A 14,688-nucleotide genomic window follows, 5' to 3' on the forward strand; every position below is an offset into this window, starting at 1 on the left:
ATCGCGGAACGGTGCCCACCGGCTACGATTGCCAGATGACCGTGGAGTTCACCCGGACCGAGCACCCGAACCCGGCGTCGGGATCGCGACGTTCCGAGATCCTGTCCGCACCGGGTTTCGGCAACTACTTCACCGACCACATGGTGAGCATCGACTGGGATACCGACCGTGGCTGGCATGACGCCGCGGTCGTGCCCTATGGCCCGATCTCGCTGGATCCGTCGGCGATGGTCCTGCACTACGCGCAGGAGATCTTCGAAGGACTCAAGGCGTACCGGCAGTCCGACGGCACCATCGCGTCGTTCCGTCCCGACGCCAACGCCCGTCGGCTGAACAACTCCGCGCGCCGACTAGCGATGCCCGAACTGCCCGAGGACGTCTTCCTCGGTTCGTTGCGCGCGCTGCTCGCCGCAGACCACGACTGGGTTCCGGCCGCGGGCGGCGAGGACTCGCTCTACGTCCGGCCGTTCATGTTCGCCACCGAGGCCGCGCTCGGCGTGCGCCCGTCCAACAGCTACCGCTACCTCGTCATCGCCTCGCCGGCCGGCGCCTATTTCCCGGGCGGGGTCAAGCCGGTCAGCGTCTGGTTGTCCTCGGAGTACGTCCGCGCCGCCCCCGGCGGGATCGGAGACGCGAAGACCGGTGGAAACTACGCCGCGTCGCTGCTCGCCCAGGCGCAGGCCGCCGAGCACGGTTGCGAACAGGTGGTCTGGCTCGACGCCGTCGAGCGCCGCTTCATCGAGGAGATGGGCGGGATGAACCTGTTCTTCGTCCTCGGTTCCGGGGCCGACGCACGGCTGGTGACCCCGGAGTTGTCCGGGTCATTGCTGCCCGGCGTCACCCGCGACTCGCTGTTGGCGCTGTCGGTCGACGCCGGGATCGCCGTGGAGGAGCGCAAGGTGAGCAGCGAGGAGCTGCGCAAGGGCGTGGCCTCCGGCGACATCACCGAGGTCTTCGCCTGCGGCACCGCCGCGGTGATCACGCCGGTCGGGCGCGTGAAGGGTGACTCCGACGACTATCAGATCGGCGACGGCAAGCCCGGCGAGGTGACCACCGCGCTGCGCGACACCCTCACCGGCATCCAGCGCGGCACCTTCGCCGACACCCACGGCTGGATGACCGAGCTGCACCGCCCCTGATCTCGACTAGATCAGGAAACCGACGACGGCGACGGTCGTCCCGAGTTCGAGCACCGCACCGAGAACATCTCCGTTGACGCCGCCGAACCTGCGGGCGCAGTGCGCGGACACCACCCATGCGACCGCCAGGACCACACCGACCGTGGTCACCCCGCGCCACCACACGTCGATGTCGACGAACGCCGCGCCGACGAGCGCGAGGACCGTCCAGACAACGATCGACACACGCTGACTGTCGGCCACGAGCGCGCCGAAACCGCCTGTCGCCGCGACGAGTCCGCGTCGGCACGCGACCAGTACGGCGAGACGGCCCAGGGCCACCGCGCCCACGAGCGCCGACCACTCGTGTGACCCGGCCAACGCGCCGAGCCCGGCGGCCTGCACCAGCAGCACGACCACCAGTGCGGCCGCCCCGAACGGTCCGACCCCGCCGCTGTGCATGACCTCCCGAGCCCGTTCGGGTGGGCCGTAGCAGCCCAACCCGTCGACGGTGTCGGCCAGACCGTCGACGTGCATCCCGCGCGTCAACAGACCCAGCGTCGCAACCACCAGTGCGCCGACGACGATCGACGGCAGCTGCGACAGGGACAGGGCCGCGGCGAGTCCGGCCGCGACCGCGCCGAGAAGGACGCCGACCACCGGGGTGGCGGCGATCGCCCGCGCGGCGGCGGGCCGGTCGATCTCCCCGCGTGGTTGCGGCACCGGTAGGACGGTCAGCCACGACACGGCCAGATGGGTGCCCTGGACCGATCGCGTCAGCGGCACGGGCGCGTCAGACGGGTGCGGGCGCGGTGGCGTCGGCATCGGAGACGCCGGCGTCGGCGAACGTCGCCATCGAGGCGAGGGTCGCGACCGCCGCCTGCACGATCGGCAGGGCCGTCACTGCGCCGCTGCCCTCGCCGAGTCGCATCGAGAACTCCAGAACCGGCTCGAGTGCCAACTGCCGCAACGCGATCGAGTGCGCGGGTTCGTCGGAACGGTGTCCGGCCAGCCACCACTGCGAGGCTCCGGGCGCGAGATCCTCGGCGACCAGCGCGGCGGCGGTCACCACGACCCCGTCGAGGATCACCGGGGTGCGACGCAGCGCCGCCTGGGCGAGGAAGCCCGCCATCGCGGCGATGTCGGCCCCGGCCACCGCCGCGAGCAGGGCGATGGGGGAGCGCGACACGGCGCGACCGCGACGCATCCCGTCGCGGATCGCGGCCGTCTTGCGGATCCACCCGTCGTCGTCGATGCCGGTACCGCGTCCGACGACGACGACCGGCTCGGTGTCGGTGAGCACCCCGATCAGCGCCGCCGCCGGGGTGGTGTTGCCGATCCCGAGGTCACCGGCGATCAGCAGGTCGACGCCCGAGTCGACGAGTTCGTCGGCGATGGCGCGTCCGTTGGCGACCGCGGCGTTGGCCTCGGCTGCGGTGAGTGCGTCGGTGGTGCGCATGTCCTGTGATCCGCGGCGGACCTTGAACCGGCTCAGCGACGGGTCGAGGTCGGCGTCGACGGAGATGTCCTCGACCCGCACCGTGGCGCCCGCGCGCTCGGCCAGCACGTTGATGGCCGCGCCGCCCGCGCTGATGTTGGCCACCATCTGCGCGGTGACCTCGGGTGGGTAGGCCGAGACCCCTGCGTGGGCGACGCCGTGATCGCCGGCGAAGACGACGACGGTCGGCGCCCGGAACGGGGCCGGCGGACACGCACCCTGACAGGACGCGACCCAGTTCGCGATCTCCTCGAGACGACCGAGCGATCCGGCCGGTTTGGTCAGCTGCAGCTGACGGGCCCGCGCCTGGGCTTCGACGCGTCGCGACGGCGACTCGATCACGTCGAATTCGTCGGCGGCACTGTGGTGGTCGCCGATGGTGGCCGGCGAGGACGGGACGGGTTCGGCGGTGTCGGGCTCGGTCGGCGCCCCGGGTGCGGCGACAACGGACGCCGCGGCGACGGACGCGGCTGCGACCGACGCGGCTGCGACGGGTGCGGCAGGAGATGTCGCCGTCGCGGCCGACGGTGTCGCCGTGACCGTGACGACGGTGTCGCTGTCGGCGAGGTCGATGGGGCGTCCCGCGACCACGAGCACCACGCGGTCGCAGACCGCGGCGACCGCGGCGTTGACGCTGCCGAGTTCCTGCTGGAACCGGCGACCCGACGGTGTCGGGGCCACCAACGACAACCCCACCTCGGGGCTCACCAGCACCAGATCACCCTCGAACGCGGAGATCGCGGCGCAGAAATCGGTGGTCCGGTCACTCAGGTCGACGGTCGGGTCATCCCAGCCGCCGACGCTGTCGAGGTGGGACGACACCCAGTTGCCCAGGTCGTCGATCAGCGACGGCGTGGTGGAGTCGGTGCGCAGGGCTTCGGCGAGGTCCCCGGTCTCCACGGTGGTCCAGTTGTCGGGTCGGCGGCGGCGATGCCCGTCGATCCGAGCAGTCCACTCGGGATCGCCGGTCGCGGGGGTGACGGCGGTCGCGAGATAGCGGGCCGACCCGGCGCCCGTGGCGGCCGCGATCAACTCCTCCGCATACGCCGACTTCCCTGAGTGGACCCCACCCAGTATCAACGTCCGCATGTTGCTCAGACCGCGTCGCCGGGTTTGACCTGGGGACGGGGGGCACGCATGAAGCGCATCTGCATCGAGCGGCTGAAGGAGTACCACCCCAGCTTGAACCCGCCGTCCGGGGTGTCCGGGAAGCGTTCGCGGACACGGTTGTTGACGATCCGGCCGAGGATCACGCCGTCGATGATCAGGAACAGCGCGAAGATCAGCATCAACAGCGTCGCGTAGACGGCGATGGCGGGCAGGAACATGATCACGATCAGCAGCACGGCGAACGGCATGAACAGGCCTGCGAAGTTGCGGCGGGAGTCGACGATCTCGCGGGCGAACTTGCGCACCGGGCCCTTGTCGCGGGGCATCAGGTACTTCTCGTCGCCGTCCATCATCTTCTGGCGCTGCTCGGCGCGCGCGGTCCGGCGACTGTCGGACTGCTGCTTGCGTTCGCCCTTGCTCAGCTTGGCTCCGCCGAGTTCCTTCTTGCGGGCACGTGCCTCGGCACGGGTCTGCGGAGCGGGTGCGACAGGTCCGCGACGCCGGCCCTCGGCATCACGCCGTCGGGGGGTCGGTCGCCCCTTGCCCTCGGTCTGCTTACGCGTGGTGACGGTGGCGGCCGCGCTCTGACCTGCCCCGTCGTCCGCGCTCGCGGTGTCGCCGGCAGCGCTCGCCGACGTCTCGTCCTTCTTCCAGGGCAGCTTCACCAGACCAGGATATTTGATCGCGCCACGGGCGTCGGCATCGGCGGCAGATCGGGGCCGCATCGCGTGACCGCGCCGAGCGGCCGCGGGCGTCCTATGCTCACGCCATGCGGGCTCTGATCGCTCCGGATTCCTTCGGTGACACCCTCACCGCGGTGCAGGCCGCCGAGGCCATCGCGACGGGGTGGGCACGTGCCCGACCCGACGACGAACTGGTGTGCGCGCCGCTCTCCGACGGCGGCCCCGGGTTCGTCGACGTGTTGGCGACCCGTCTCGGCCGACTGATCACCACGACCGTCCCCGGCCCGCTCGGTGACCCGGTGGACGCACGGTGGCTGATCGACGACACCGGCGACGCCGTCACCGCCTACATCGAGTGCGCCCAGGCCTGTGGACTCCATCTCGTCGGCCCGCGCTCACCCCGTACCGCGTTCGCCGCCTCGACCCGGGGGGTCGGCGATCTGATCTGCGCGGCCGTCGCCGCAGGCGCGTCGAGGATCATCGTCGGTCTCGGTGGGTCGGCGAGCACCGACGGCGGTGCCGGACTCGTCGACGCACTCGCCGGGCCCGGGGTGTCCGATCCGCGGACCGCGGTCGACCGGCTCGCCGGGGTCGAGCTCGTGGCCGCCTCCGACGTCGACAACCCGCTGCTGGGTCCGGCCGGTGCGGCCGCGGTGTTCGGGCCACAGAAGGGGGCCGACCCGGACATGGTCGCCGTGCTCGAGGACCGCATGACGGTGTGGAACGACACCTTGACCGCGCTGGCCGGTGGCGACATCGCCGGCGAGGCCGGGGCGGGCGCGGCCGGCGGTCTGGGTGCGGCCCTCATCGCGCTCGGTGCGCGGCGGGTGTCGGGGGCCGCGGTGATCGCCACCGCGATCGGCCTCGGTGATCTCGTCGTCCACGCCGACCTGCTGATCACCGGTGAGGGCAAGTTCGACCACCAGACGTTGCAGGGCAAGGTCGTCTCCGCGGTGGCGACCGCCGCCCGCGGCGACCTGCCGACCGTGGTGTTCGCGGGGCAGGTGATCCTGACCGAGGCCGAGCTGGTCGGGGCGGGGATCGCGCAGGCCCACGCGATCGTCGACATCGCCGACTCGGTGGCGCACGCGATGGACGATGCGGGGCCGCTGCTGGCCCGGCTCGCCGAGCAGGTCGGACTCGCCTGGAAGCGGGAATAGGACTCGTGGGGGTACCGTTGTCGATGAGAAGCACGACGACGTACGGATGTCGAGACACTCCGTCATCCACTGTCTGCAGACCGAGGAGATCCCGCAATGACCGTTGAGAACCAGGTTGAGCACGCTCACACCGCCACCGAGCCCGCGACCGGCGGCATCGTTCTGACCGACGCTGCCGCATCGAAGGCCAAGGCCCTGCTCGACCAGGAGGGTCGCGACGACCTGTCCCTGCGCATCGCCGTGCAGCCCGGTGGCTGTGCCGGTCTGCGCTACCAGCTCTTCTTCGACGACCGCAGCCTCGACGGCGACGTCGTGTCCGACTTCGGTGGCGTCAAGCTCGCCGTCGACCGCATGAGCTCCCCGTACGTCCAGGGCGCGCAGATCGACTTCGTCGACACGATCGAGAAGCAGGGCTTCACCATCGACAACCCGAACGCGACCGGCAGCTGCGCCTGCGGCGACTCGTTCAACTGACATACCGGTAGTCGGCCGACCGCGGCCGACCCTGCACCACCGACTGTGGCCCACCTCGACAGCGAGGTGGGCCACAGTCGTGAAGTAGCGTTGTGCGCGGATTGGCGTGACCAGGGGGCTCGACGCCCGTGGCCGCGCGAGGAATGTACCCAGACGAAAGGGTTTGACTGCCGTGGCAATCGCCATTTGCGGATCGATCGCGACCGACCACCTGATGCGGTTCAAGGGCAAGTTCTCCGAGCAGTTGCTCGCCGAACACCTCAATCACATCTCCTTGAGCTTCCTCGTGGAGGAGCTCGTCATCCGGCGCGGCGGCGTCGCGGCGAACATCTCCTACGGGATGGGCGTCCTGGGCGCATCGCCGCTGCTCGTCGGCGCCGTGGGCACCGACTTCGACGAGTACCGCACGTGGCTCGAGAGCAACGGTGTCGACTGCAGCGGTGTCCGCGTGTCGCGGACCGCGCACTCGGCCCGCTTCATGTGCACCACCGACGACGACATGGCGCAGCTCGCCAGCTTCTACGTCGGCGCGATGGCCGAGGCCCGGCAGATCTCCCTCTCGGACCTGTCCGACGAGGTGGGCCAGCCCGAGCTCGTGCTGATCGGCGCGGACGACCCCGAGGCGATGGTCCGCCACAGCCAGGCGTGCCGCAATCTCGGCATCCCCTTCGCCGCCGACCCGTCTCAGCAGCTCGCACTGCTCGACGGTGAGCAGATCCGCACCCTCATCGAGGGCGCGAAGTACCTGTTCACCAACGAGTACGAGTGGGGCCTGCTGCAGCAGAAGACCGGACTGAGCGCCGAAGAGGTCGCCTCGAAGGTCGAACTGCGGGTGACCACCCTGGGCGCCAACGGTGCCGAGATCATCGACCGAGACGGCAACCGCGTGCACGTCCCGGTGGTGCCGGAGACCAAGAAGGTCGACCCGACCGGTGTCGGTGACGGCTTCCGGGCCGGGTTCCTGGTCGGCAACGCCGCCGGACTGAGCCACGAGCGCAGCGCACAGCTCGGCTCGCTGGTCGCCGTCCTCGTCCTCGAGACCGTCGCCCCGCAGGACTGGACCTGGGACCGTGAGTCCGCGCTCGCGCGCATCTCCGACGCCTACGGTGCCGACGCCGCAGCCGAGATCGGTGCCGTCGTCGCCTGACCTCGTCGCCAGACCACGACGCAGCCGGCCGATGTCCCACATCGGCCGGCTGAGTCGTCTCGGTGCCTAGAGCTTGACCGGGTAGGTGTGATCGGAGATGTCGGGCGTGAGGGTCTTCTCGACGAAGATCGCGTGCCACACCATGAACACCAGGATCGTCCAGAGCCGCCGACTGTTGTCGACGGTGCCCGCACGGTGTTCGTCGAGCATGCCGAAGACCGCCGCGCGGTTGAAGATGTGATCGGTCTGCGAGGCCGTCACGGTCTCGCGTGCCCAGTCGTACAACTCGGTGCCGGCGAGCCAATGTCGCAGTGGCACCGGGAAACCGAGCTTCTTGCGGTGCAGCACGTGCGCGGGGACGATCTGTTCGAGCGCCCTGCGCAGCGCGTACTTGGTGGTTCCGTGCGAGATCTTCTGATCGGTCGGCAGGAGGCGTGCGACCTCGAACACCTCGGGGTCGAGGAACGGCACACGCAGTTCCAGTGAGTTGGCCATCGTGATCTTGTCGGCCTTCACGAGGATGTCGCCACGCAGCCAGGTGAACAGATCGATGTGCTGCATCCGCGCGACGGGATCCCAGCCGCGGGTGGTCGCGTAGATGTCGGCGGTGACGTCGGTGTGCGTCCATTCCGGCCGATAGCTGCGCAGTACCGACCGCAGCCGCGCGTCGTCGAAGCTGCGTGCGTTGCCGTAGTACCGCTCCTCGAGCGGCATGGACCCGCGATGCAGGAGGCTCTTGCCGCGGGTGCCCTCCGGGATCCGGTCGGACAGCCTGCCCGCGGCGGACCGCAGACCGGCGGGCAGCCGATCGAAGGGCTTGAGCGACAACGGTTCCTTGTAGATCGTGTAACCGCCGAACAACTCGTCGGCGCCCTCGCCGGACAGCACCACCTTGACGTGCTTGCGGGCCTCCTTGGCCACGAAGTACAGCGGCACCAGGGCCGGATCGGCGACCGGATCGTCGAGGTACCAGACGATCTCGGGGATGGACGCGGCGAACTCGGCCGGCCCGACGACCTTCACGACGTGGCGCGCGCCGATGGCCGCGGCCGACTCGGCCGCGACGTCGACCTCGGAGTAACCCTCTCGCTCGAACCCGGTGGTGAAGGTGATCAGGTCGGGGTTGTGGCGGATGGCCAGGGCCGCGATGGCCGTCGAGTCGATGCCGCCGGACAGGAACGATCCGACGGTGACGTCGGCGCGCATGTGCTTGGCGACCGAATCCGAGAGTGCCTCGGCGATCTCGTCGTAGCGGGCCTGCTCGCCACCGACCCGGAAGGGCCTGCTCTCGAACTGCGGGGTGAAGTAGCGGTGGGTCCGCGGGGGTGACCCGGGCGTCAGGGTCGCGTGCGTGCCGGACTCTAGACGCGTGATGTCGGTGTGCAGCGTCTCGGGCTCGGGGACGTACTGCAGGACCGTGTAGTGCTCGATGGCGCGGTCGTCGAGACGCTCGCCGAGTCCGACGCGGCCGAGCAGCTCCAGCAGGCTCTTCTTCTCGCTGCCGAACACGGTGCCGCCCGGACCGGTCGCGATGAACATCGGCTTGATGCCGAAGGGGTCGCGGGCGAGGAACAGGCTGCGCTTCTCGGTGTCCCAGATGGCGAAGGCGAACATGCCGCGAAGACGTGAGACCGAGTCGGCGCCCCAGTGGTGGAACGCCGCCACGATGGCCTCGCCGTCACCCTCGGTGCGGAAGACCGCGCCCTCGTCGGCGCTGAGCTGGGCTCGCAGCTCGAGGTAGTTGTAGATCTCGCCGTTGAAGACCATGGCGTAGCGGTCGGGCGACTCCGGCGGCCCCCAGCGCAACGGCTGGTGCGAGTGCTCGATGTCGATGAACGCCAACCGGTTGAACCCGAACGCGACATCGGCGTCGCTCCAGGTGCCGCCCGGCTCGTCCGGACCCCGGTGACGCATGCAATGCGACGCGGCGGCGACCAGATCACGGGCCGACGCAGCCGATGAATCACTTGTCAGCAGGCCCAGCAGACCACACACGCGTTTTGCCTCGATTCGACCACCGAGCCAGGGGTGATCCGACGGCACCGGACGTGGCCGTCGGACGGCTCGGACGTCGTCGAGTATGCCGCACCACAGGCCCGCCCCGGTGTCGGCGCGGGTGACCTCGCGCGTGGGCAAACCCCGATCACGAAACTCCGACCGACTTGGTCTACGCTGCGTAGTACTGGGCTGTGCGCTTGGAGTCGGGGCTTTTCCCGACTCGGCGGCAGCACTGGGAACTGCGTGAATGGACAGGCGGGAAGGCGTGACAGTGACACACGGTGGACGGCCCCGAGCAGCGACGTCCGGCAGCAGCCGGAGACGACTGACACGGGCCTCGGCACTGCTCGGTCTCGGGCTCGGTGCGCTCCTGATGTCGGGGTGTAGCGCCTCGGAGGCAATGCGTTTCGGCTGGCCCGAGGGCGTCACGCCCGAGGCCGAGGAGATGCGGCATCTGTGGACGTGGTCGGTGATCGCGGCGCTCCTGATGGGCGTGATCGTCTGGGCCCTGACGTTCTGGACCATCTCGTTCCACCGCCGCAAGGGCACCGGCAAGCTCAGCCAGGAGGACGAGTTCCCCCGGCAGACGGCCTACAACGTGCCGCTGGAACTGACCTACACGGCGATCCCGTTCGTGATCATCGCGGTGCTGTTCTACTTCACGATCATCGTGCAGAACAGCGTCGAGACGAAGAAAGCCGATCCGGCCGTCGTGGTGGATGTCACCGCTTTCCAGTGGAACTGGAAGTTCGGTTACCGCACCGTCGACATGGGCGACGGGTCGAAGTACAACGGTTTCGAGCGCAACGGCAGCCCGTATGAGATCCAGCGTGCGGAGCTCAACGAAGAGGGCGAAGAGAAGCCCTTGCCGGCGAACGGTCGCGACGACGACATCCGCAACTACCTGAAGTTCGACCGCATCGAGACCGTCGGCACGTCCGACGAGATCCCGGTCCTGGTCCTGCCGGTGGGAGAGCGCATCGAGTTCGAACAGGCCTCCGCCGACGTCATCCACTCGTTCTGGGTGCCGGAGTTCCTGTTCAAGCGCGACGTGATGCCGTTCCCGAAGCAGAACCACACCGACAACCGGTGGCAGGTCAGCTCGATCGACAAGACCGGCGCCTTCGTCGGACGGTGTGCGGAGATGTGTGGCACGTACCACTCGATGATGAACTTCGAGGTGCGCGCGGTGACCAAGGAGAAGTTCGACTCCTACATCACCTACCGCGCGTCGAACCCCAACGCGACGAACGCTCAGGCGCTGCAGAGCATCTGTGAGACCCCGGTCTCGGTCACGACGCATCCGTTCGACACGCGTCGCGACAACGACGCCAGTTCAGCCCCGAAGACCAACGGCGACACCAGCAACACCTCGTTGCCCGGCTGCACGGTAGGAGCCCTCCAGTGAAGATCGAAGCCCGGCTCTTCGAGATCCTGACGATCTTCTTCTTCGGTGCCGCGATCCTGTACGGGGTCTGCACCGGACTGTCGAGCAAGAACGTGGAGTGGGTCGGTCTGACCGGCATCGTGATGACCGGCGGACTGACGCTGATCATCGGTACGTACTTCCGCTTCGTCGCACGTCGCGTCGACATCCGCCCCGAGGACTACGAAGAGGCGGAGATCGAGGACGGCGCAGGCGAACTGGGCTTCTTCAGCCCGGGTAGCTGGTGGCCCATCCTGATCGCCGGTGGCGCGGCACTGCTCGCCGTCGCCATGGCGATGAGCCAGTTCTGGCTGGTGGCCGTGGGCGCGGTGGCGATCGTCTCCGCCGTGGCCGGCCTCGTGTTCGAGTACCACGTCGGCGCCGAGAAGCACTGACACAGCTCCTCTCTCCACAGACACGATGACAAGGGCAGGTGCGCGAGCACCTGCCCTTTCTCGTGTCCACACCGCGGACCTCTCGTCCGCGCAGCGCAACGAGATCCGGGCCATGCTCGTGGCCGCGTTCGAACAGGACTTCTCCGACGACGACTGGGATCACGCCCTCGGCGGCCTGCACGTCATCTGCCGCATCGGTGACACCGTCGTCGGTCACGCGGCCGTTGTGCAGCGACAGGTCCATGTGGGCGCTCGCGTACACCGCATCGGGTACGTCGAGGCCGTCGCGGTGTCCGCGGACGCACAGCGCCAGGGGATCGGCGGTCTGCTGATGGCCTCCGTCGAGGAGATCGTCGTCGCGGCCTACGATTTCGGCGCCCTGGCGGCCAGCTCGGCGGGACTGGCGCTCTACCGCGGACGTGGCTGGCAGACATGGGCCGGGTCGCTGCTGGTGGCAGGACCGGACGGGTCCGCCATGACACCCGACGACGCCGGGGCGGTGATGGTCTTCGGTGAGGCCATCGAGTCCGGCAGCGTCGATCTCAGGGCGTCTCTGACGGCTGATACGCGCCGCGGGGATCCCTGGTGAGTCCGTAGGCGCCCAGTCGCTGTCCGTAGGCGCCCACTCGACGTCCGCAGCCGCCCAGTCGCTGTCCGTAGGCGCCCACTCGACGTCCGCAGCCGCCCAGTCGCTGTCCGTAGGCGCCCACTCGACGTCCGCAGGCGTCTGGTCGAAGTGACGGTGGGGGAGGGGAGTGGTCGACACGAAACGGCCGGCGAACCCGTGTGGGTTCGCCGGCCGTTTGTGGTTCGAGCCGAGTGGCGAGTGCTACTCGAGCATCTTGCCGCCCTTTGCCTGGAGGTTCGAGATGGCCTCGTGCTCCTGGGCGTGGGCTTCGCGTTCGAGCTCCACGTTGCGCTTCTGCTCTTCGGGTGAATCGGCGACCATGAGCGACCCGGTGCCGGGCGAACCGGCCGACCCCAGCTTGTTCATGCGCTTGGGGAGCGCCGCACCCTGGTACGGGAGCGGGATCGGGTGTCCGTGATCGTCCACCGGGCCGAGCGGCTGGTGGACCTCGACGTACTCGCCCTGCGGGAGACGCTTCATGATGCCGGTCTCGATGCCGTGCTCGAGGACCGCACGGTCACTGCGCTGCAGTGCGAGTGCCCAGCGGTAGGCGATGTAGTACGCCAGCGGCGGCAGGATGATCAGTCCGATGCGTCCCATCCACGTCGTCGCGTTGAGCGAGATGTGGAACTTCAGCGCGATGATGTCGTTCATGCACGACAGCGTCAGGACCGCGTAGAAGGCCAGGGCCATCGAGCCGATCGCCGTACGGACCGGGACGTCGCGCGGACGCTGCAGCAGGTTGTGATGCGCGTCGTCACCGGTGAGCCGCTTCTCGATCCACGGGTAGGCGATCATCGCGGTGATGATCACACCGATGATGGCGACGACCCAGAAGATCGCGGGGATCGTGTACGAGTTGCCGAAGTAGATCTCCCACGCCGGCATCAGTCGGGCCAGGCCGTCGGTCCACATCATGTAGATGTCGGGCTGGGATCCGGCCGAGACGTGCGCGGGGTTGTACGGACCGAGCACCCAGATCGGGTTGATCTGGAACACGCCGGACATGATCGCGAGGATGCCGAAGGTCACGGCGAAGAACGCGCCGGACTTCACGGCGAAGACCGGGAGGATGCGGACACCCACGACGTTCTTCTCGGTGCGGCCGGGGCCGGGGAACTGCGTGTGCTTCTGGTACCAGACCAGCGCCAGGTGGGCGCCGATCAGCGCGAGGATGATCCCGGGGAACAGCAGCACGTGCAGGATGTAGAGCCGCGGGATGATGATCTCGCCGGGGAAGTCGCCACCGAACAGGGCCCAGTGGACCCAGGTGCCGACGACCGGGATGCCCATGACGATGCCCGACATCGCGGCGCGGACGCCGGTACCGGAGAGCAGGTCGTCGGGGAGCGAGTATCCGAAGAAGCCCTCGAACATCGCCAGCAGCAGGAGCAGGCAGCCGATGACCCAGTTGGCCTCACGCGGACGACGGAACGCACCGGTGAAGAAGATGCGCGCCATGTGCACGATGATCGACGCGGCGAACAGCAGCGCGGCCCAGTGGTGGATCTGACGGACGAACAGACCGCCGCGGACGTCGAACGAGATGTCGAGCGCCGTTGCGTAGGCCTTGCTCATCTCCACGCCGTTGAGCGGCTGGTACGAGCCGTGGTAGGTGACCTCTGCCATCGACGGATCGAAGAACAGCGTCAGATACACACCCGAGATGAGCAGGATCACGAAGCTGTAGAGAGCGATCTCACCGAGCAGGAACGACCAGTGCGTCGGGAAGACCTTGTTGATCTGGCGTCGCATGCCTGCGGCCAGGTGGTAGCGGGAGTCGACTCCCTCTGCTTGGACCGCTGCGCGATCCGCGATAGCACTCATGGCTTGTCCTTACCTTGGCCGCGCTCCCAGAAGGCGGGGCCGACGGGCTCGATGTAGTCACCTGCTGCAACCATGTATCCCTGATTGTTCACCGTAATCGGCAACTGCGCCAGTGCGCGTGCCGCCGGTCCGAAGATCGGCTTGCCGTACTCCAGAGCGTTGAACTGACTCTGGTGGCACGGGCAGAGAATGCGGTTCGTCTGCTGCTCGTAGAGCGAGGTCGGGCACCCGAGGTGCGAGCAGACCTTCGTGTAGGCGAAGTAGTCGCCGTAGTTGAAACTCTCCTGGCCCTTGCGCTTGATCACCTTGGCGGTGTCGGTCGGACGCAGACGGATCAACATGACCGGGTTACGGACCAGCCGCAGACCGGCGTGGAGCTTCTCGCGCGACTCCTCGGTCTCGCCGAAGCCGTCGGACACGCGCCACGGGAACACCGTCTCCATCGCGCCGGCGTCGAGATCCTCGGGCCGGACCAGGACGACCTGGCTCGGGTCGCCGGTGTCGCGACGGATGAAGACCGTCTCGTTGGGCGACTTCGGGTCGTTGTAGATCGGCGACCAGCCGGTGTGCCACAGGACGGAGTCCTTGCCCTGGGCCCACGGGTTCTTGATGATGCCGCCGAGCAGAGCGACCACACCGGTGAGGGCAAACGCCCCGACACCGAAGGCGGCCGAACCGATGATCAGCTTGCGACGCGCGATGGTCGAGGTGGCGCCGGCGTTGTTCAGCAGGGCCACGGTGGTGGCCTTGTCGAGGTCGTTGGAGCCGCCGTCGTGGCGGTCCTGGACCGAGATCTCCTCGGGGATGAACTTCTTCGTGAACTGCACCAGGCCGATGCCGACGGCGAGGATCGATCCACCGAAGGTGATGCCCAACAGCGGTGTGTTCAGCGTGTAGAGGAAGTAGTTCTTGCCGTCCGGCAGGACGAACTCCCAGTGGTTGAACAGGAAGATCACGAAGCACGCGACGGCCAGGATGCCGGCGAGGGCGAACCAGAAGGCGACCGAACGCTCGGCGCGCTTCTCGGCCTTGGTGCCGGGCTCGGCGAACCGGTCGCGGCGGTAGATGATCTCGACACCGTCGAGGTTCGTACCGAGCTTGACCAGGTCGTCGTTGGACATCTTGTCGAGCTCGTCACGGGTGAACGACGGCGGGTTCTTCGTGCCCTCGGCCTTGTCGGGGGTCATCTTCTCGTCGTCGTCGGAACCCGACGGCTTCTGCGCG

13 protein-coding genes are annotated in these 14,688 nt (G+C 68.4%); 7 read left to right on the forward strand and 6 right to left on the reverse strand.

Features of this window, described 5'->3' with window-relative positions; genetic code table 11:
• Positions 1–35 precede the first annotated feature (35 nt).
• Positions 36–1,139 (forward strand): branched-chain amino acid aminotransferase, encoded by a 1,104-nt coding sequence (locus IEV93_RS12985; RefSeq protein WP_188490094.1) that lies wholly within the window; start codon positions 36–38, stop codon positions 1,137–1,139.
• A 6-nt stretch (positions 1,140–1,145) separates the two neighbouring features.
• Here the strand turns inward: IEV93_RS12985 and cobS are convergent, their stop codons facing one another.
• The 3 genes from cobS to IEV93_RS13000 are packed head-to-tail and all read right to left on the reverse strand — an operon-like array spanning position 1,146 to position 4,391.
• A complete protein-coding gene (gene cobS / locus IEV93_RS12990) occupies positions 1,146–1,904 on the reverse strand; it encodes an adenosylcobinamide-GDP ribazoletransferase (RefSeq protein ID WP_308691115.1) in 759 nt (252 codons plus the stop codon).
• 7 nt (positions 1,905–1,911) lie between these two features.
• Positions 1,912–3,705, reverse strand: coding sequence for a nicotinate-nucleotide--dimethylbenzimidazole phosphoribosyltransferase (gene cobT, locus IEV93_RS12995; protein WP_188490096.1), 1,794 nt, complete (start codon positions 3,703–3,705; stop codon positions 1,912–1,914).
• Between the two features lie 5 nt (positions 3,706–3,710).
• Positions 3,711–4,391, reverse strand: coding sequence for a DUF3043 domain-containing protein (locus IEV93_RS13000; protein ID WP_188490097.1), 681 nt, complete (start codon positions 4,389–4,391; stop codon positions 3,711–3,713).
• A 104-nt stretch (positions 4,392–4,495) separates the two neighbouring features.
• Between IEV93_RS13000 and IEV93_RS13005 the strand changes: the two genes are divergently transcribed.
• From IEV93_RS13005 to IEV93_RS13015, 3 genes are all read left to right on the forward strand, one after another.
• Entirely contained in the window at positions 4,496–5,569 is a 1,074-nt protein-coding gene (locus IEV93_RS13005) for a glycerate kinase family protein (protein WP_188490098.1), read from the forward strand.
• Between the two features lie 96 nt (positions 5,570–5,665).
• Complete coding sequence (locus IEV93_RS13010) at positions 5,666–6,043, forward strand: HesB/IscA family protein (protein WP_188490099.1); 378 nt, start codon at positions 5,666–5,668, stop codon at positions 6,041–6,043.
• Between the two features lie 172 nt (positions 6,044–6,215).
• Positions 6,216–7,190: a carbohydrate kinase family protein gene (locus IEV93_RS13015; protein ID WP_188490100.1), complete on the forward strand. Its 975-nt coding sequence runs from the start codon at positions 6,216–6,218 to the stop codon at positions 7,188–7,190.
• 66 nt (positions 7,191–7,256) lie between these two features.
• Here IEV93_RS13015 and asnB read toward each other — a convergent pair whose 3' ends face one another.
• A complete protein-coding gene (gene asnB, locus IEV93_RS13020) occupies positions 7,257–9,185 on the reverse strand; it encodes an asparagine synthase (glutamine-hydrolyzing) (protein ID WP_188490582.1) in 1,929 nt (642 codons plus the stop codon).
• 328 nt (positions 9,186–9,513) lie between these two features.
• Here asnB and ctaC point away from each other — a divergent pair, with 328 nt between their 5' ends.
• The 3 genes from ctaC to IEV93_RS13035 are packed head-to-tail and all read left to right on the forward strand — an operon-like array spanning position 9,514 to position 11,598.
• Positions 9,514–10,596 (forward strand): aa3-type cytochrome oxidase subunit II, encoded by a 1,083-nt coding sequence (gene ctaC, locus IEV93_RS13025; RefSeq protein ID WP_371873840.1) that lies wholly within the window; start codon positions 9,514–9,516, stop codon positions 10,594–10,596.
• Complete coding sequence (locus IEV93_RS13030) at positions 10,593–11,009, forward strand: cytochrome c oxidase subunit 4 (protein ID WP_188490102.1); 417 nt, start codon at positions 10,593–10,595, stop codon at positions 11,007–11,009. Before ctaC ends, IEV93_RS13030 begins: the two co-directional genes overlap by 4 nt.
• Before the next feature lie 25 nt (positions 11,010–11,034).
• The gene (locus IEV93_RS13035; RefSeq protein ID WP_188490103.1) at positions 11,035–11,598 is read left to right on the forward strand and encodes a GNAT family N-acetyltransferase; all 564 of its coding nucleotides are present in this window, start codon (positions 11,035–11,037) and stop codon (positions 11,596–11,598) included.
• A 240-nt stretch (positions 11,599–11,838) separates the two neighbouring features.
• Here the strand turns inward: IEV93_RS13035 and qcrB are convergent, their stop codons facing one another.
• On the reverse strand, positions 11,839–13,464 hold the full coding sequence (qcrB, locus tag IEV93_RS13040) for a cytochrome bc1 complex cytochrome b subunit (protein WP_188490104.1): 1,626 nt from the start codon (positions 13,462–13,464) through the stop codon (positions 11,839–11,841).
• Complete coding sequence (gene qcrA / locus IEV93_RS13045) at positions 13,461–14,651, reverse strand: cytochrome bc1 complex Rieske iron-sulfur subunit (RefSeq protein ID WP_229705172.1); 1,191 nt, start codon at positions 14,649–14,651, stop codon at positions 13,461–13,463. The genes qcrB and qcrA overlap by 4 nt, the downstream gene beginning before the upstream one ends.
• Positions 14,652–14,688 lie beyond the last annotated feature (37 nt).

It is taken from the genome of Williamsia phyllosphaerae (assembly GCF_014635305.1).
GTDB classification, from domain to species: domain Bacteria; phylum Actinomycetota; class Actinomycetes; order Mycobacteriales; family Mycobacteriaceae; genus Williamsia_A; species Williamsia_A phyllosphaerae.